Raw genomic sequence first — 16,961 nt, forward strand, 5'->3', positions numbered from 1 at the left:
ACATGGACGTCATCGAGCTGCTCCCCCGGCTGCACCTGCTGCGCTTCCCGGTGGGCCAGGCCTACCTCTGGCACGACCCGGACACCGGCGCCTCGACCCTGGTCGACACCGGGCCGCCCGGCTCGGGCCGGCCGATCGCCGAAGCGCTGACCGCGCTGGGGCGGTCCCCTGCGGCGGTACGACGGATCGTCCTCACCCACTTCCACGAGGACCACGTCGGCGGGGCCGCCGAGTTCGCCGCGCTGAGCGGAGCCGAGGTGCTGGCCCACCGTCTGGACGCGCCGGTGATCCGGGGCGAACTCCCGGGTCCGCCGCCGGTGTTCGAGGACTGGGAGCTGCCGATCCACGCTGCGGCGGCCAAGCTGCTGCCCGTCGGCGAGCCGGTCCCCCCGCGGGAGGTGACGGAGCTGTCCGACGGGGACGTCCTGGACTTCGGCGGCGGTGCCCGGGTCGTCCATGTCCCTGGGCACACCCACGGCAGTATCGCCCTCCATCTGCCCGCGCACGGTGTGCTGTTCACCGGGGACGCGGTGGCGGCGGCGCCGGGCACCGGCGCGGTGATGCCCGGGGTGTTCAACACCGACCGGGACCTGGCCCTGGCGTCCTTCCGGCGGCTGGCCGCCCTGGAGACGGAGACGGCGTGCTTCGGCCACGGCGACCCGGTGACCGCCGGCGCGTCACGGGCGCTGCGGGAATCCGCGGACAGCTACGGGCCGCCGCGGTGACCATGGGGGCATGACCGACACGATGACCGACACCGCGCGCCGCATCGCCGCCCACACCGGCATCTCGACCTCGCTGGCCCTGCTGAGCGACGTCGAGCTGGCCGAACTGGTCGCGGCCGGCGAGCCGCTCGGCGCCGGGATCGGCGGCAGAGCGGTGCGGCTCACGGTGGACGGCAGGCCGGTGTTCGTGAAGCGGATCCCCCTGACCGACCGGGATCGGGACCCGCGGCACGCCCGCTCCACCGAGAACCTCTTCGGCCTGCCGCCGTACTGCCACTACGGCATCGGCGCGCTCGGCGGTCCGGGGTTCGGCGCCTGGCGGGAGCTGGCCGCGCACCAGGTGACGACGGACTGGGTGGTGGCGGGCCGGTTCCCCGGTTTCCCGCTGCTGCACCACTGGCGGGCCCTGCCCGACACGGCCGCCCCGCTGCCCGATGAACTCGCGGACGTCGAAAGGGCGGTGGCCTACTGGGGCGGCTCCCCGGGCGTGCGGGACCGCATCGAGGCCCTGCGGGACGCCACCGCGAGCCTCACCCTCTTCCTGGAGCACGTCCCGCACACCCTGCACGACTGGCTGGACGCCGAGCTGCGCACCGACCGGGCGGACCCGGCCTGCACCTTCACGGCCCAGGGGCTGGAGGACCTCACCTCGTTCCTCTCAGACCATCATCTCCTGCACCTCGACGCCCACTTCGGCAACATCCTCACCGACGGCAGGCAGCTGTACCTGACCGACTTCGGGCTCTCGCTCAGCTCCCGCTTCCGACTGGGCCCGGACGAACGGGACTTCTTCGACCGGCACCGGCACTACGACCGCGTGTACACCGTCTACTACCTGGTGATCTGGCTGGTCACGGCCTTGTACGGGTACCGGGGCGAGGAGCGCGCGGAGTTCGTGCGGGCCTGTGCCGGCGGGGCACGGCCCGAGGGCATCCCGCAGGCCGCAGCCGAGCTGCTGGTACGGCACGCTCCGCTCGCCGCCGACATGGAGGTCTTCTGCCGCCGGCTGGAGCGGGAGAGCCGGCTGACGCCGTTTCCGTACCCGGACGGCTACAGCAGCTGCACGCTCTCCGCGTAGTGACAGGCGACCGGGTTGCCGCCGCCCCGGTCCACCAGGTCCGGTACCTGGTCGACGCAGGCCCTGCGCTCGCTGTCGGTGAGCTGGTTCGCGAACTTGGGGCAGCGGGTGCGGAAGCGGCAGCCGCTGGGCGGTCGGACCGGGCTCGGGACGTCGCCCTGGACGGTGATCCGTTTCCGGGCGCGTTCCTTGCGCGGGTCGGGCAGCGGGATCGCGGAGACCAGGGCCTGGGTGTAGGGGTGGGCGGGGCGGGCGAAGAGCTGCCGGGCGGGGGCGATCTCCACCAGGCGGCCCAGGTACATCACGGCGACCCGGCCGGCGACATGGCGCATGACGGAGAGGTCGTGCGCCACGAACAGGAAGGACAGGCCGAGTTCGCTCTGGAGGTCCATCAGCAGGTTGAGGACGCCGGCCTGGATCGACACGTCCAGTGCGGAGACCGGCTCGTCCAGCACGATCACCTTGGGTCTCAGTGCCAACGCCCGTGCGATGCCGATGCGTTGGCGCTGGCCGCCGGAGAACTCGTGCGCGAAGCGGTTGCCGTGCTCGGGGTTGAGGCCGACCAGGCGCAGCAGTTCCCGTACCTCGTCGGCGGCTCCGGGGCCGTAGCGGCCGTGGATGCGCAGGGGTTCGGCGACGATCTCGTGGACGGAGATCCGGGGGTCCAGGGAGGCGTACGGGTCCTGGAAGACGATCTGCAACTCACGGCGCAGCGGCCGCATCTGACGTCTGCTCAGGTCGGTGAGCAGCCGGCCCCGGTAGTGGACGGAACCGGAGGTGGCCGTCTCCAGGTTGAGCAGGGTCCGGGAGACGGTCGTCTTGCCGGAGCCGGACTCGCCGACCAGGCCGAGCGTCTCGTTCTCGTGCAGGTCGAAGGAGACCCCGCAGACGGCGTGCACGTCGCCGACCCGGCGGCGGACCACGCCCTTGGACATCACCGGGAAGTGTTTGACGAGGTCGCGGACCTGGAGGACGGGGTCGCCGGTGCCGCCGTGACCGGGCAGCGGGGGCAGCGGATCGGTCATCGGGCATCGTCCTCCAGGTCCGCGAACCGGGCCAGGGCCTCGGTGTCGGCGCCGACGGCGTCGAAGACCTCGCCGGCCGCCGTGTCCACGAGTTCGCCGGCGAAGTGGCAAGCGCTGCGGTGGGCGTCGGATCCGACGGGACGCAGCGCGGGTTCCGTGCTGTCGCAGGGCTCCCTGCGCATCGGGCAGCGGGGCGCGAAGGGGCAGCCCGGGGGCAGGTTGAGCAGCGAGGGCGGAGAGCCGGTGATGGGGGTCAGGCGGTCCTCCTCGCGGTCGAGGCGGGGCAGGGAGCCGAGCAGGCCCAGGGTGTAGGGCATGCGCGGGGTGTAGAAGATGTCCTCGACCGAGCCGGTCTCCACGATCCGCCCGGCGTACATGACGGCGACCCGGTCGGTGTGGCCGGCGACCACCCCGAGGTCGTGGGTGATCAGGACGAGGGCGGCACCGGTCTCGGCCCGGGCGGCCTCCAGGGCCTCCAGGATCTGCGCCTGGACGGTGACGTCGAGGGCGGTGGTGGGCTCGTCGGCGATGATCACGTCCGGGTCGTTGGCGATCGCGATGGCGATGACGACCCGCTGGCGCATGCCGCCGGAGAGTTCGTGCGGGTAGCTGTCGACGCGCCGCTCGGGACTCGGGATGCCGACCGTGCCGAGGAGTTCCACGGCGCGGGCGCGGGCCGGGCGTCTGCCGAGCCCCGGGTTGTGTCTGAGCAGGGTCTCGGCGATCTGGTAGCCGACCGTGTACACGGGGTTGAGGGAGGTCATCGGGTCCTGGAAGACCATGGCGATGCCGCTGCCCCGTACGTCCGAGAGGCGGGCGTCGGACATCCCGAGCAGTTCCGTGCCCTCGAACCGCACCGAGCCGCGCACCCGGGCCGAGCCGGGCAGCAGCCCCATCACGGCAAGCGCGGTGACCGACTTGCCCGACCCCGACTCGCCGACGATGCCCAGTGCCTCGCCGCGCTCCAGCCGGTAGCCGACGCCGCGTACGGCCCGTACGACGCCGTCCTCGGTCGGGAACTCCACGTTCAGGTCCTCGACTTCGAGTACCGCACCGGACTCCTCGCCCTTCCCCACGACCCTGTCGACGCCCCTGCGGTTGCCCGTGTCGGTCACTGTCGCACCCTTTGCTGCCGGGGGTCGAAGGCGTCGCGGAGCCCGTCTCCGACGAAGTTGATGGTGAGGGCGATGGCGATGATGAAGGCGCCTGGGATGTAGAAGAGCCAGGGCCGGGTGTCGACCGCGGTCTGTGCCTGGGCGACCAGCAACCCGAGGGAGGTGTCGGGTGGTTGGACGCCGAAGCCGAGGAAGGACAGGGCGGTCTCGGTGAGGATGCCGGTGGCGACCAGGACCGTGGCGTTCACGATGATCGGGCCGAGCGCGTTGGGCAGCAGGTGCCGGAAGATGATCCGGGTGTCGGAGGCGCCGAGCGCCCGGGCGGCCTCCACGAACTCCTTCTCGCGCAGGGAGAGTACGGACGAGCGCACCACCCGGGACACGTAGGCCCAGGTGAGTCCGGCGATCACCACGGCGATCCAGTACCAGGAGCCGCCGCTGCGCGAGGAGATGACCAGCGCGATCGCGAACAGCGGGAGGGTCAGCACGAGATCGGCGATGCGCATCATCAGCGCGTCGACGAATCCCCGGTAGAAGCCGGCGACGGCCCCCCACACGGCGCCGACCAGGGTCGAGCCGAGTGCGATCAGGATGGCGATCTTCAGCGAGGTCTGGGTGCCGCGCATCACCTGTGCGTAGGCGTCGTACCCGGAGGAGTCGGTGCCGAACGGGTGTTTCCAGGAGGGTGGTTGGGAGTTGTCCGGCGTGTACTTGGCGTACGAGTAGTGCCAGAAGTGCGGGCCGACGAAGGCCCACAGCACGATCAGCACGAACACGACCAGGCTGATCATCGCGGCCCGGTGGCGCAGGAAGCGGCGCAGCACGAGCTGGGTCTGGCTGCGCTGCACGACGGTGAACTCGTGGTCGGCGCGCGGTGTCTGCGTGCCGGCGGGCCCGAGTGCCCCGATGTCAGTCATAGCGGATCCTCGGGTCGAGTACGGCGTAGAGGAGGTCGGCGAAGAGGTTGAAGACGATGACGACGACGGCGGACAGCAGCAGCCAGGCCATGGTCCGGTAGACGTCGAGGGTGGTGGCGGCCTGCACCAGCATCTCGCCCATGCCGTGCCACTGGAAGATCGTCTCGGTGATGACCGCGCCGCCGAGGATGATCGCGACGTCGAGGGCGGTGACGGTGGCGAGCGGTATCAGCGCGGTGCGCAGGGCGTGCCGGGTGAGCACCTTGCCGCGGCGCAGCCCCTTGGCGCGGGCGAGCCGGACGTAGTCGCTGTCCAGGACCTCGAGCATGGACGCGCGGGTGTAGCGGGTCCAGGAGGCGAAGGAGACCAGGGCCAGGGTGATGGTGGGCAGGATGAGATGGCCGACGCGGTCGGTGAACTCGTTCCAGGTGGTGTCGACTTCGAGGTAGGGGGACTTCTCGCCGATGGTGCCGAGGAACTGGCTGCCGGTCTCCTGGTTGAACCAGACCCCGGCCTGCTTGAGCAGCACCGCGAACCAGAACACGGGCATGGCCAGGAACAGGAAGCCGAGGAAGGTGATGGTGTAGTCGGCGACGCTGTACTGGCGGATCGCGCTGAACACGCCGAAGACGATCGACATCACGAGGGCGAGCAGCATGGCGGCGGCGACCAGGGTGACGGTGACCCGGAAGCGGGTGAACAGGTCGTGGCCGATGTTCAGGTTGGTCTGGACGGACGGTCCCCAGTCGCCGTGCAGGACCCCGGTGATCCAGTTCCAGTAGCGTTCCAGGACGGGCTCGTTGGCGTGGATGTGCCGGGCGAACGCGGCCACCGCGGCCTTGCTGGGCGGTGGTTGCCGGGAGGTCGCGAAGTTGGCCACCGGGTCGCCGGAGTTGACGACGACCAGGAAGACGATGAACGTCGAGACGATCAGGACGGGTATGGAGACGAGGATGCGGCGCACGGTGTAGGCGAGCATGCGGCCTTCTCTCACGGATCTCACGGATCTCACGGATACGGAGGCGGAGGCGGAGGCCCGGCCCCGGGATCACCGGGGCCGGGCACGGAGGATCCGACGGGCTCCGGTGGGGTTACTTCTTGAGGCCCCACTCGCCGACGTTGTACGGCGGTCCGACGTTGGTGGAGTTGTTGCGCATGTTGACGAACCGGGTCTGCACCGCGAGGAAGGTGGGCTTCTGGTAGAGCGGCAGCACGTAGGCGTCGTTGACCATGATCTGGTCGGCCTGGTTGAGCAGGGCGGCAGCCTTGGTCTGGTCCGTCTCGCCGATGGCCGTGCTGATCAGGGAGTCGACCTGCTTGTTGCTGTAGCCGCCGTAGTTGCCGCCGGCTCCGGTCGTCCACAGCTGCTGGGCGCCGCTGATCGCGAAGGGCGAGGCGACCCACGCGAAGACGATGATGTCGTACTGGTGGCCGGCCAGGACCGTTCCGAGGTCGGCGGCGCCGATCGGCTTGATCGTGACCTTGATCCCGAGGTTGGCGAGGTCGCTCTGGAGGATCTGGCACTCGCTCTGCCGGATCTGGTTGCCGGTGGTGTAGCGGCAGTTGAAGGGTCCGACGGTCTTGCCGTCAGGGGTCTTCAGGGCGGTGCCGACTCCGGTGAACTTGGCGTCGGTGAGGTACTTCTTGGCCTTGGTGAGGTCACCCGATCCCTGGCCGCTGGCGCTGACCACGTCCTTGTAACCGGCCGTCCCCGGGACGAAGTTGTGGTTGTAGAGCTGCTTCACGCCGGGGTCGAACTGGGCGACCGTCTTGGCCATGATGTCCTTGACGCTGATGGCCGTGAACATCGCCTGCCGCAGGGCCAGGTTCTTGCCGATCACCGGGTTGTGCAGGTTGAGGTCGAAGTGCTCCCAGGTCAGGCCGCTGCCGATCGTGTAGGTGACGTTGGGGATGGCCTTGACCTGGTTGACGAGGTCGACCTCGGGCTGCGGGTAGATGCCCTGGACCTCGTTGTTGCGCAGCGCGATCGGCTCCTGGGTGGCGTCCGAGATCACCTTGAAGATCAGCCGTTGCAGGGTGGCCTTCTTGCCCGTCCACTTCGGGTCGGGTTCATAGGTGGCATGGTCGTTGTCGACCCACTCGGTCATCTTGTACGGGCCCGCGGTGGCGTACTTGGTGGGCGGGTTCTTCTGGAAGTACTGCCAGCCCTGGGTCATCTGGGCAGCCGTCATGTGCGCCGCGTCGCCCGCCTTGGCGCCGGAGATCTTCTCGGCGACGTGTGCCGGGTAGAACGGGTAGCCCGCGCCGAACAGGGACTTCCAGTCGGCGTAGGGCTTGGCCATCACCACGGTGACGGTCTTGCCGTTGTCGGAGCCGGTGATCGACTTGATGCGGTCGTAGCCGGCGGTGCTCTCCGGGAGACAGCCCTTGGTCTGCGTGGAGTCGCTGGCGGGCGGCGGCGGGCAGTCCTTGCCGTCGTTGGTGCGCCAGTAGTAGACGAAGTCGTCGGCGGTGATCGCGGTCCCGTCGTTCCAGGACGCCTTGGGGTTGATCTTGTAGACAAGGGTCTGCGGGCCGGCGCTCGTCTGGGTCGCCGAGGTCACCAGGTCGGTGTTGAGCTTGACACTGAAGTCCGGCTGCGGGACGTAGATCTGGGGCAGCACGGGGGTCAGCGCTTCGGCGTTCTCGAAGGTGTTCCCGTTGGTGTCCTGCACGTTCCACTGCTGGATGTTCTTCTCGATGACATAGGTGAACGTGCCGCCGGCCTTGGTGGTGCCGGAGTTGCAGGTGTCGGCCTTGCCCTGGGTGGCGCAGGACGTGAGGCCGGCCGAGGTGCCCTTGCTACCGCTGCCCCCGCCGCCTCCCCCGCTGCTGCAGGCGGCGAGCGCCAGAACGAGCCCGGCGGTCAGTGCGAGTCCCCTTGTGAGGGCCGAAGAGTGCGCGCGCATGTCCCTCCTTCAGCCGGCGATGACCGGCCTGTGCACGGCGGCCAGCGGCCGCAAGGAAGTTGAGCTGCGCACCGACGGTAGAACGTTTGTGTACCTCCTTCATGTTCTTGTTCATACCGGGACGGCGACAATTCACCCTCGGTTTCCCCCCGGAATCCTCCGCCCCGGGCAAAATCCCCTACACATGCCCCGGAAATGCCAAAGCCCCACCAACATCACGCGTGCGGTGGGGACTTGACGATCCATCAGGGTGTGTCAACCGACCGGGACACCGGCCTCCAGGTAGAGCGCGGCACCGCGCTCGCGGGCCCGCAGCGCCCAGCGCAGCCGTTCGTAGCGCACCGGCGGCAGCAGCTCGGCGGCCTCCTGCTCGGTGACGAACCGCCAGTCACGCAACTCCGGCCCCGGCAGCACCAGCCGCCCGGCCTCGGCCGAGTCGAGCCGGCCCCCGTCGAAGAGCAGTCGCAGGCCGCCGTAGCGGGGCGGCGCGGGCTGCTCCCAGTCGACGACGAGCAGCCCCGGCAGCTTCTCGAGCCGTATCCCGGTCTCCTCCTCGACCTCCCGCACCCCCGCCCGGGCGGGGGCCTCACCGGGCTCGACGACACCACCCGGGAACTCCCAGCCGGCCTTGTAGGTGGGGTCCACGAGGAGGAAGCGGTTCTGTTCGTCGAAGAGGAGGACGCCTGCGGCGACGGTCTCGGCGGTGGGTTCGGGGGTCTGTACTATGTCACATACCGCCGCTTCGCCACTGCCGACCGCCGCCGCGATCCGCACCGCCGCCTCATAGGGACTCAGTTCACTGGTGTCGACGAGATGGGCGTCGGCGCTGATCCAGGAGGCGAGGGCGGCACGGTAGGGCTCGATCCGGTCGTACGACCACTGGCGTATCCGCATCTCGCCGTCGGGCAGGTCGGGCGGGACCTCCCGGCCGGCTATTCGCTCGCGCAGGATCGTTTCGGCCGGGGTGAGGCACAGGTGCCGGACGGCGATCCGGCGGGCGGCGAGGCCGCCGAAGATCTCGTCGCGGTACTCCTGGCGGAGCAGGGTCATCGGAACCACCAGGGTTCCGCCCAGTTCGGCGAGCATCGCGGCCGCCGTGTCGATCACCAGGCGTCGCCAGATCGGCAGATCCTGGAAGTCGCCGGCCTCGGCGAGGCGCTTGGCCGGCAGCAGGTGTGTCAGTGCCCCGCCGATGAGCTCGGGGTCGAAGAGCGTGCTGTTCGGGATCAGTTCGATCAGTTCACGTGCGGTAGTGGTCTTACCCGCACCGAACGCGCCGTTGACCCAGACGATCACGGACTCCCCCTCTTCTGTTGGCCCCCTGTGGCTTGCCCGCTCCACACTGCCACGGAAACCAGTTCACGTTGAGGGCACGCAAACGGAGTGCCGGCGTCCCCTGCCTGGGACGCCGGCACCGCTGCCCGCTCGGGCTCCGCCGGGCTACTCCTGCCCCAGGAAGTCCGGATCGGTCTGGAAGCTGTCCTCGCCGACGACGTGGCCGACGTGCTCCAGGGTGTCCGAGACGTGCAGGTCGTCGAGCGGGCCCTCGTCGGCCGCGTGGGACGGGGTGATGGCGGCCACGACGAATCCGGTGGCCAGGCTGGCGATGGCGAGCATGCTGCGCTTCTTCATGCCCGTTTCAACTGCACGGACGTCCGGGGGTCACGGGCGTACCCGCGAGGGGAGCAACGCGGCACGTCGGAGCGGAAACCCGGTGGCCGGACGATGACGACGCCGATACCGTCGGGCACCCCGCCCGCATCCGTACCACCCGCACCCGCCCGCACAGGAAGCCGTACGCCATGACGACGCCCCGCCCGACCACGACCCTCTGGCGACCCACCGGCCCGGTGGAGCTCGGACTGGTCCGGGAGTCGGAGTGGCGCGCCTGGCCACCCCGGCTGCCCGAGCAGCCGATCTTCTACCCGGTGCTCAACGAGGACTATGCGATCAGGATCGCCCGGGACTGGAACGTCGAGCACGACGGCGCGGGCTTCGTGACCCGCTTCGAGGTCGACGCGGAGTTCCTCCGCCGCTACCCGGTCCGGCAGGCGGGCGGCAGCACGATCCTGGAACTGTGGGTGCCGGCCGAGGAACTGGACGAGTTCAACGCCCACATCGTCGGGACGATCGAGGTGGTCCACGCGTTCCACCCGGCCGACCGGAACATCGGATGACCCGGTTCGTTCCGGTCCGGGCCGAGGCGGTCACGCTCGTCGTCGCCGACGGCGGTGACGGCGGTGACGGCGGTGACGGCGGTGACGGCGGTGACGGCGGTGACGGCATCACCTCGACCACGGGGACCGGGCGGACGCGCGGATCAGCTGCTGAGGTCCCGCGCGTTCGCCCCGGGCCCGGTCGGACGGTCCTGAACCCCGGCCGACCGGGCCTGAACGTTCCTGCGTAACCCCGCCTCCGCCGTCAGACCCCCGCCGCCTCCGCGTCCGGCCTGGCGGCCAGTGCGGCCGCGGCGGCCCCCACCAGACCGGCGTCCGTGCCCATCTGGGCCGGCACGACCGTCAGGCGCTGGGCGAAGGAGAGGGTGGCGTAGTCGGTGAGGGCCTTGCGCAGGGGCGTGAAGAGGATGTCCCCCGCCTTGCCGACGCCCCCGCCGATCACCGCGATGTCGATCTCGACCAGGGTCGCGGTGGCCGCTATCCCGGCCGCGAGCGCCTGCGCGGCCCGCTCGAAGGAGGCCAGCGCGACCGGGTCGCCGGCCCGGGCCGCGGCCGCCACCGCCGCCGCCGAGGTGTCACCGTCGGGACCCGGCCGCCAGCCGCCCTCCAGTGCGCGCCGGGCGATGTTGGGGCCGCTGGCGATGCGCTCGACACAGCCGCGCGACCCGCAGGGACAGGGATCCCCGTCGAGGTCGACGCTGATGTGGCCGATGTGGCCCGCGTTGCCGGTGGGGCCGGGGTGCAGCTTGCCGCCGAGCACCAGGCCGCCGCCGACGCCCGTCGACACCACCATGCACAGTGCGTTGTCGTGGCCGCGGGCCGCGCCCTGCCAGTGTTCGGCGGCCGTGATGGCGACGCCGTCGCCGATCAGTTCGACCGGCAGCCCGCCGGCGGCCGCCCGCACCCGCTCGACGAGCGGATAGTCCCGCCAGCCGGGCACGTTGACCGGGCTCACGGTGCCGGCGGAGGCGTCCACCGGGCCCGCGCTGCCGATGCCGAGCGAGCGGGCGCGGCTCCACAGGGGTGAACCGGCGAGTTCGCCGACCACCTCCTCGACGGCCCCCATGACCGTCTCGCCGTCCTGCTGGGCGGGCGTCGCGCGCTGGGCGCGCGCCTGGATCCGTCCGTGACCGTCCACCAGCGCGCCGGCGATCTTGGTGCCGCCGATGTCGAGGGCCGCCACGAGGTCGGTGTGCATCAGAGTCAGTTCTCCCCGTCAACCATGAGTAGCCGAGTGACACAACAGGCCGGTCAAGCGGTGGGGGCGCAGGCCGGAGATTGCGGTGGACAGTCTCCCTTGCATCTGACAACGTTGTCCAGGCTCTATGCTCGACGCCACATCCTCATACAAACCCATGAGCCTGTGTATCCCTGATACAAACCCATGAGCCCAGACACAACCCGTGAGCCCATGCATCCCGTGGACGACAGGACAGGACGTCGCATCGTGCCCGATACCTCCCGCCGCGCAGACCGTCTCCCCGGCTCCCGTTACGGGACCCGGCCGACGATGAAGGACGTGGCGGCGCGGGCCGGTGTGGGCCTCAAGACGGTGTCCCGAGTGGTCAACGGCGAGCCCGGGGTGACCCCGGACACCGAGCGCCGGGTCCAGGAGGCGATCGACGCGCTGGGCTTTCGCCGCAACGACAGTGCGCGGGTGCTGCGCAAGGGCCGTACCGCGAGCATCGGCCTGGTCCTGGAGGACCTCGCAGACCCGTTCTACGGCCCGCTGAGCCGCGCGGTGGAGGAAGTGGCCCGGGCGCACGGGGCGTTGCTCATCAACGGCTCCAGCGCCGAGGACGCGGACCGGGAGCAGGAGCTGGCGCTGGCGCTGTGCGCGCGGCGGGTGGACGGCCTGGTGGTGATCCCGGCCGGGGACGACCACCGCTATCTGGAGCCGGAGATCAGGGCGGGCGTGGCGACGGTGTTCGTGGACCGCCCGGCCGGGAAGATCGACGCCGACGTGGTGCTGTCCGACAGCTACGGCGGTGCCCGGGACGGGGTCACCCACCTGATCGCGCACGGCCACCGCCGGATCGGGTTCATCGGCGACATGCCCCGGATCCACACGGCGGCCGAGCGGTTGCGCGGCTACCGGGCGGCGATGGAGGACGCCGGGATAGCCGTCGAGGAGGCGTGGACCTCCCTCGGGGTGACGGACCCGGAGCGGGTGCGCCGGGCCGCCGAGGAGATGCTGTCCGGGGCGGACCCGGTCACCGCGATCTTCGCGGGCAACAACCGTGTCACGGTCACCGTGATCCGCGTCCTCGCCGAGCGGACCCGCCCGGTGGCGCTCGTCGGCTTCGACGACATCGAGCTCGCCGATCTGCTGCACCCCGGCCTCACGGTCGTCGCCCAGGACTCGGCCCTGCTCGGCCGCACGGCCGCCGAACGGCTCTTCCGCCAGCTGGACGGCACCCTCCTGGCGCCGGAGCGGATCGAACTGCCGACCCGCCTGATCACCCGCGGCTCGGGCGAGCTGCCGCCGGCGGACTGAGCCCCGTATGACGGACCGCACGCCCACGGCGCCGAGCCGCCCGGTGCACGGCCGGACGTCCGGGGCGCCGAGCCGCCCGGTGAACGGCCGTACGCCCGCGGTGTCCAGCCGAACGACGAACGGCCGGACGTCCGCGGTGCCCGGCCGTACGGCTGCCGGCCGATCCGTCGCCGAACCGAGCCGCCCGTGACCGGCCGTACGCTCGCCGAGTTGGGACTCGGGGAGGCGCCGCGTGATCATCCGCTGACCTATCCCGGCGTCTGGCCGGCCGACTCCGGGCTCCTCGACGGTGACCGGCTGCTGCCGCTGGAGCGTCTGGTGCACGACGACGAGCGGGTACCGGTGCTCGCGGTCGGCTCCAACGCCTCCCCCGCCCAACTCCAGCACAAGATGGCCGAGTCCGGTGCCGCCGGGCCGATCCCCATGGTGCGCACCCGGGTGACCGGCCTCGCCGTGGGCGTCTCCGCGCACGTCAGCCGTCTCGGCTATGTGTCGGCGTCCCCGGTCGCCTCGCCCTCGGCGGTACAAGAGTTGTTCGTCCTCTGGCTGGACGGACGACAGCTGGAGGTGATCGACGCGAGCGAGGGCGTACCGCTGCCGAACGGCAACTTCCACCGGGCCTGGCTGCCCGCCCCGGCCGTACGGGTCACGCTCGCGGACGGCACGACGCTCCCCGGCGTCCACGCCTACGTCAACCGCCACGGCGTACTGCACGACGGCACCGGCACCCCCCGCCGGCATCCCGGCGAGCACCCCCTCCTCACCGAACTCCTCGCGGAGTCGGCCGAGTTGAGAGAGCTGTTCGGGGTCACACCGGAGCAGTTCTGCGCGCGTGCGCGGGCCGACTCCGCGCTGTGCCGACGGGGCACCCGGCTGTTCGCGGAGCGGAAGTGGGCCGTCGCGTCGGGACTGGAGCGGTACGTCCGTGTTCAGCAGACGGGAAGTCCGGGGACCGGCTCGTCGTTGACGCCGCCCTTGATGTAGACGGCGCTGATGTACACGCCGGTGTTGCCCTTGTCGTCGTCGGTCTCGGCCCACCAGACGTTGGTCCGCTTGCCGTGGGTCTCCCGGCGGCCCAGGTCGGCCTGGCAGTAGAAGGAGTGGAGGCCCTGGCGGACCTTGCCGGCCTTGACGCCGTCGGCGGTGTAGGACTTGGCGCCGCCGTTGCGGACCCAGCAGGTGTACGTTCCGTCGCCCACGGACTGGCAGACCGGGGCGGGGGTGGCGGGGGCATCGGTCGTGGCGGGTGCGGTCGCACCGACGGTGCTGGAGGGGCCGGGGCCCGCGGTATGCACCGGCGAGGGTGTGGTGGAGGCGTGGTCCGCCGGGTCCGCCGGCTCGCCCCCGGCGGCGTGCGTGGGGCCGACGGCCGGTACGGCGGCCGTCTCCTCGCCCTGTCCCACAGGGTCCGCGTGGGCCGTACGTCCGGCCCCGGTGCCGCGGACGCTCGCCGAGGCGCCGGTCACGGTCGGGGCGGGCGGCCCCGCGTCCGTCTTCGCCGGCTGTCCCCTGTCGCCGCGCAGGGCGACGGTCAGCCCGGTCCCCGTGAGGACGACGGCGACGGCCACCACGACGAGCATCCGGACCCGGCGGCGGGTGCGGTTCGGCCGGTCGGGGCTCGTCGGGCCGTCGGGCGCGCCGGGCAGGGGCACGGGGGCTAATCTTCCGGCGGCCACGAGCCCTGGCCGCCGGGTTCCGGGTCCCTTGGCGAGTCCGGCGGCGGGCACTGGCGCGAGCTGTCCGGCGGGCTCCGGAGCAGGCACCTCGGCGAGCCCTTGAGCGAGGCCTTGAGCGAGCCCGTGAACAGGTCCCTCCACAGCCCCCTGACCGGCCTCCTGGGCCGACCCGTACTCCGGCCCCTCGTGCGGCCCTTCCTCCGGCCCCTCGTCCGCTCCGTCGCCCGACCCCTCGTCCGCTCCGTCGCCCGACCCCTCGTCCGCTCCGTCGCCCGACCCCTCGTCGGCCGCCTGAACGCGTCCGCGTCCCGGAGACGTCGCCGGCACGCCGGTTCCGCCGGTCGCGGTCCCCGGTCGGGCGGGCTCCCGCAGAGCCGTCGTCGGAGTGTCCGCGACCGGTTCCCGCGCCACGGCCCGCAGCAGTCCGCAGGCCTCCTCGGCGTCCGGGCGGGCGTCGGGCCGCTTGTCCATCAGGCGCCGGAGGACGGGGGCGAGCGGGCCGGCCCGGCGGGGCTCCGGGAGGGGCTCGTCGATGATCGCGGTGAGCGTCGAGAAGGTGGACGTACGGCGGAAGGGCGAGGCGCCCTCGACGGCCGCGTACAGTGCGGCACCGAGCGCCCAGACGTCGGAGGCCGGGCCGGGAGCCGCGCCCTTGGCCCGTTCGGGCGCCAAGTAGTCGAGGGAGCCGACGAGTTCGCCGCTGCCGGTCAGCTGGGTGGCGGAGCCGTCGCCGGGATCCGCCATGGTGGCGATGCCGAAGTCGGTGAGGACGACCCGCCCCGAGCGGTCGAGGAGGATGTTGCCGGGCTTGACGTCCCGGTGCAGGACGCCGACCCGGTGGGCGGCGGCCAGGGCGTCCATGACCTCGGCGCCGACCCGGGCGGCCTCCTGTGGCCCGAGCGCGCCGCGCTCGCGCAGCACGTCGTCCAGGGAGGGGCCGTCGACCAGTTCCATGACGATCAGCGGCCGGCCGTCGACCTCGGCGATGTCGTGTACGACGACCACTCCGGGGTGGCGCACCCGGGCGGCGGCCCGCGCCTCGCGCTGCATCCGCAGCCGCAGATCGGCCAGTTCGGGTCCGGCGCTGTCGGTGTAGGCACGCAGTTCCTTGACGGCGACCTCGCGGCCGAGGACGTGGTCGACGGCGCGCCACACCACGCCCATGCCACCGCGCCCGAGCCGGTCCACGACCCGGTAGCGCCCTGCCAGCAGGCGACCGGTCCCGTCAGCCTGTCCGTACGAACCCGACACCACAGCCCCGTTCCTGAGACATGTCCCCGAATGGCGCACCAGAGTACGGGTCAGTGACAGGGTCGGTTCAAGTCGGCTGGAAAAGCTGTGACTTGACCGGTACGCGCTACTTGCCGGAGGCGGTCAGATCGCCGCGCCGAGGCGTCGCGAAGCCCTCCAGATCGCCCCGGGTCAGACCGGTCAGCCGGGCCACCTCGCCGTTGTCGAGGGCGCCGCAGTCCAGGCCGCGCAGCAGGTAGCCGCCGAGGGCCTTGGCGGTGGCGGGCTCGTCCATGACGTCGCCGCCGGCGTGGTTGGCGTACCGGGCGAGCCGGGCGGCCGCCTGCTCCAGGCCCTCGCGGTAGAAGGCGAACACGGCCGCGTACCGGGTCGGCAGGTGGCCGGGGTGCATGTCCCAGCCCTGGTAGTAGGCGCGGGCCAGGGCGCGCCGGGTGAGGCCGTAGTGCAGTCGCCAGGCGTCGTGCACCCGGGCCGTCGGGCCGATCGGCAGGACGTTGGTGGAGCCGTCCGACACCCGTACGCCAGTACCGGCGGCGGCGACCTGCATGACCGCCTTGGCATGGTCGGCGGCCGGATGGTCGCCGACCTGGTAGGCGGCGGAGACGCCGAGGCAGGCGCTGTAGTCGAAGGTGCCGTAGTGCAGTCCGGTGGCGCGGCCTTCGGCGGCCTGGATCATCCGGGCGACGGTGGCGGTGCCGTCGGTGGCGAGGATGGCCTGGCTGGTCTCGATCTGGATCTCGAACCCGATCCGGCCGGGCGCCAGTCCGTGCGTCTTCTCGAAGGCCTCCAGGAGCCGGACCATCGCGGTGACCTGTTCGGGGTAGGTCACCTTGGGCAGGGTCAGCACGAGCCCGTCGGGCAGTCCGCCGGCCGCGATCAGCCCGGTGAGGAAGATGTCGAGGGTGCGGATGCCCCGGTCGCGGACCGCGGCCTCCATGCACTTCATCCGGATGCCCATGTACGGCGCCGCCGTGCCCTCGGCGTACGCCTCGGCGATCAGCCGGGCGGCGCGGGCGGCCGCCTCGTCCTCCTCGGCGTCGGGGCGGGGGCCGTAGCCGTCCTCGAAGTCGATGCGCAGGTCTTCAATCGGCTCGCGCTCCAGCTTGGCGCGGACCCGGGAGTGGACGGGCTCGGCGAGGTCGTCGGGCAGGCCGAGGACGGCGGCGAACGCGGCGGCGTCGGGGGCGTGTTCGTCGAGGGCGGCGAGGGCCTGGTCGCCCCAGGAGCGGATCGTGCCGGCCGTGAAGGCGTCGCCGGGCACGTACACGGTGTGGACGGGCTGGCGGGTCCCGGGATCACCCGGATAGCGGCGCTCCAGTTCGGCGTCGACGGGTGCGAGGGAGGCGCTGATCTCCTCGCTGACGGCGCCCGCGAGGCTCGTCGCCACCTTCTCCTGCCGGCCCTGACCCATCCCACACCCTCCTGTTTTCCACCGTACGGAATCAACAATCCGTTGAATGAAGGTATCCGGGGGTCTTCGGGGCGGTCAACACCGTGTCCACGGGGCGACACGCCCCCATCTGGGCATGTTCACGCTCATCACACACCTGGGTATCACACTGCTCAACGCCCACCCCTCCGGCTTGCGCCC

The 16,961-nt window shown here is 71.5% G+C and carries 16 protein-coding genes; 6 read left to right on the plus strand and 10 right to left on the minus strand.

Going from position 1 to position 16,961, the window contains the following annotated elements; translation table 11 throughout:
- The first annotated feature begins 2 nt into the window (after window positions 1-2).
- Complete coding sequence (locus ACWGKQ_RS12220) at window positions 3-725, plus strand: MBL fold metallo-hydrolase (protein WP_453291816.1); 723 nt, start codon at window positions 3-5, stop codon at window positions 723-725.
- A 10-nt stretch (window positions 726-735) separates the two neighbouring features.
- Window positions 736-1,803, plus strand: coding sequence for a protein kinase family protein (locus ACWGKQ_RS12225; protein WP_453291817.1), 1,068 nt, complete (start codon window positions 736-738; stop codon window positions 1,801-1,803).
- Here ACWGKQ_RS12225 and ACWGKQ_RS12230 read toward each other — a convergent pair.
- The 7 genes from ACWGKQ_RS12230 to ACWGKQ_RS12260 all read right to left on the minus strand — a co-directional run bounded on the left by ACWGKQ_RS12230 (window position 1,776) and on the right by ACWGKQ_RS12260 (window position 9,401).
- The gene (locus tag ACWGKQ_RS12230) at window positions 1,776-2,828 is read right to left on the minus strand and encodes an ABC transporter ATP-binding protein (protein WP_453291818.1); all 1,053 of its coding nucleotides are present in this window, start codon (window positions 2,826-2,828) and stop codon (window positions 1,776-1,778) included. The genes ACWGKQ_RS12225 and ACWGKQ_RS12230 overlap by 28 nt on opposite strands.
- Window positions 2,825-3,943 carry an ABC transporter ATP-binding protein gene (locus ACWGKQ_RS12235; RefSeq protein WP_453291819.1) on the minus strand — a complete coding sequence of 373 codons (1,119 nt, stop codon included), beginning with the start codon at window positions 3,941-3,943 and terminating at the stop codon, window positions 2,825-2,827. The genes ACWGKQ_RS12230 and ACWGKQ_RS12235 overlap by 4 nt, the downstream gene beginning before the upstream one ends.
- Window positions 3,940-4,860, minus strand: coding sequence for an ABC transporter permease (locus ACWGKQ_RS12240; protein ID WP_453291820.1), 921 nt, complete (start codon window positions 4,858-4,860; stop codon window positions 3,940-3,942). Before ACWGKQ_RS12240 ends, ACWGKQ_RS12235 begins: the two co-directional genes overlap by 4 nt.
- Window positions 4,853-5,839, minus strand: a complete 987-nt coding sequence (locus ACWGKQ_RS12245; protein ID WP_453291821.1) for an ABC transporter permease — start codon at window positions 5,837-5,839, stop codon at window positions 4,853-4,855. Before ACWGKQ_RS12245 ends, ACWGKQ_RS12240 begins: the two co-directional genes overlap by 8 nt.
- 112 nt (window positions 5,840-5,951) lie before the next feature.
- Window positions 5,952-7,769, minus strand: a complete 1,818-nt coding sequence (locus ACWGKQ_RS12250; protein WP_453291822.1) for an ABC transporter family substrate-binding protein — start codon at window positions 7,767-7,769, stop codon at window positions 5,952-5,954.
- Between the two features lie 255 nt (window positions 7,770-8,024).
- The gene (locus ACWGKQ_RS12255; protein WP_453291823.1) at window positions 8,025-9,065 is read right to left on the minus strand and encodes an NUDIX hydrolase; all 1,041 of its coding nucleotides are present in this window, start codon (window positions 9,063-9,065) and stop codon (window positions 8,025-8,027) included.
- 144 nt (window positions 9,066-9,209) lie between these two features.
- The gene (locus tag ACWGKQ_RS12260) at window positions 9,210-9,401 is read right to left on the minus strand and encodes a hypothetical protein (RefSeq protein WP_390048548.1); all 192 of its coding nucleotides are present in this window, start codon (window positions 9,399-9,401) and stop codon (window positions 9,210-9,212) included.
- Window positions 9,402-9,571: 170 nt separating this feature from the next.
- Between ACWGKQ_RS12260 and ACWGKQ_RS12265 the strand changes: the two genes are divergently transcribed.
- Window positions 9,572-9,946 (plus strand): hypothetical protein, encoded by a 375-nt coding sequence (locus ACWGKQ_RS12265; RefSeq protein ID WP_453291824.1) that lies wholly within the window; start codon window positions 9,572-9,574, stop codon window positions 9,944-9,946.
- Window positions 9,943-10,176: a hypothetical protein gene (locus tag ACWGKQ_RS12270; RefSeq protein WP_453291825.1), complete on the plus strand. Its 234-nt coding sequence runs from the start codon at window positions 9,943-9,945 to the stop codon at window positions 10,174-10,176. Before ACWGKQ_RS12265 ends, ACWGKQ_RS12270 begins: the two co-directional genes overlap by 4 nt.
- 14 nt (window positions 10,177-10,190) lie before the next feature.
- Here the strand turns inward: ACWGKQ_RS12270 and ACWGKQ_RS12275 are convergent, their stop codons facing one another.
- Window positions 10,191-11,144, minus strand: coding sequence for an ROK family protein (locus ACWGKQ_RS12275; protein WP_453291826.1), 954 nt, complete (start codon window positions 11,142-11,144; stop codon window positions 10,191-10,193).
- Window positions 11,145-11,357: 213 nt separating this feature from the next.
- Here ACWGKQ_RS12275 and ACWGKQ_RS12280 point away from each other — a divergent pair, with 213 nt between their 5' ends.
- Both ACWGKQ_RS12280 and ACWGKQ_RS12285 read left to right on the plus strand, forming a co-directional pair.
- Window positions 11,358-12,443 (plus strand): LacI family DNA-binding transcriptional regulator, encoded by a 1,086-nt coding sequence (locus ACWGKQ_RS12280; protein WP_453291893.1) that lies wholly within the window; start codon window positions 11,358-11,360, stop codon window positions 12,441-12,443.
- Window positions 12,444-12,629: 186 nt separating this feature from the next.
- Window positions 12,630-13,427: a hypothetical protein gene (locus ACWGKQ_RS12285; RefSeq protein ID WP_453291827.1), complete on the plus strand. Its 798-nt coding sequence runs from the start codon at window positions 12,630-12,632 to the stop codon at window positions 13,425-13,427.
- Here the strand turns inward: ACWGKQ_RS12285 and ACWGKQ_RS12290 are convergent.
- Together ACWGKQ_RS12290 and ACWGKQ_RS12295 are read right to left on the minus strand one after the other, a co-directional pair.
- Window positions 13,373-15,373 carry a protein kinase domain-containing protein gene (locus ACWGKQ_RS12290; RefSeq protein WP_453291828.1) on the minus strand — a complete coding sequence of 667 codons (2,001 nt, stop codon included), beginning with the start codon at window positions 15,371-15,373 and terminating at the stop codon, window positions 13,373-13,375. The two genes, ACWGKQ_RS12285 and ACWGKQ_RS12290, sit on opposite strands and share 55 nt — an antisense overlap.
- A 103-nt stretch (window positions 15,374-15,476) precedes the next feature.
- On the minus strand, window positions 15,477-16,781 hold the full coding sequence (locus tag ACWGKQ_RS12295) for a DUF6986 family protein (protein ID WP_453291829.1): 1,305 nt from the start codon (window positions 16,779-16,781) through the stop codon (window positions 15,477-15,479).
- Window positions 16,782-16,961: the final 180 nt, after the last annotated feature.

Source organism: Streptomyces sp. NPDC054770 (genome assembly GCF_053611985.1).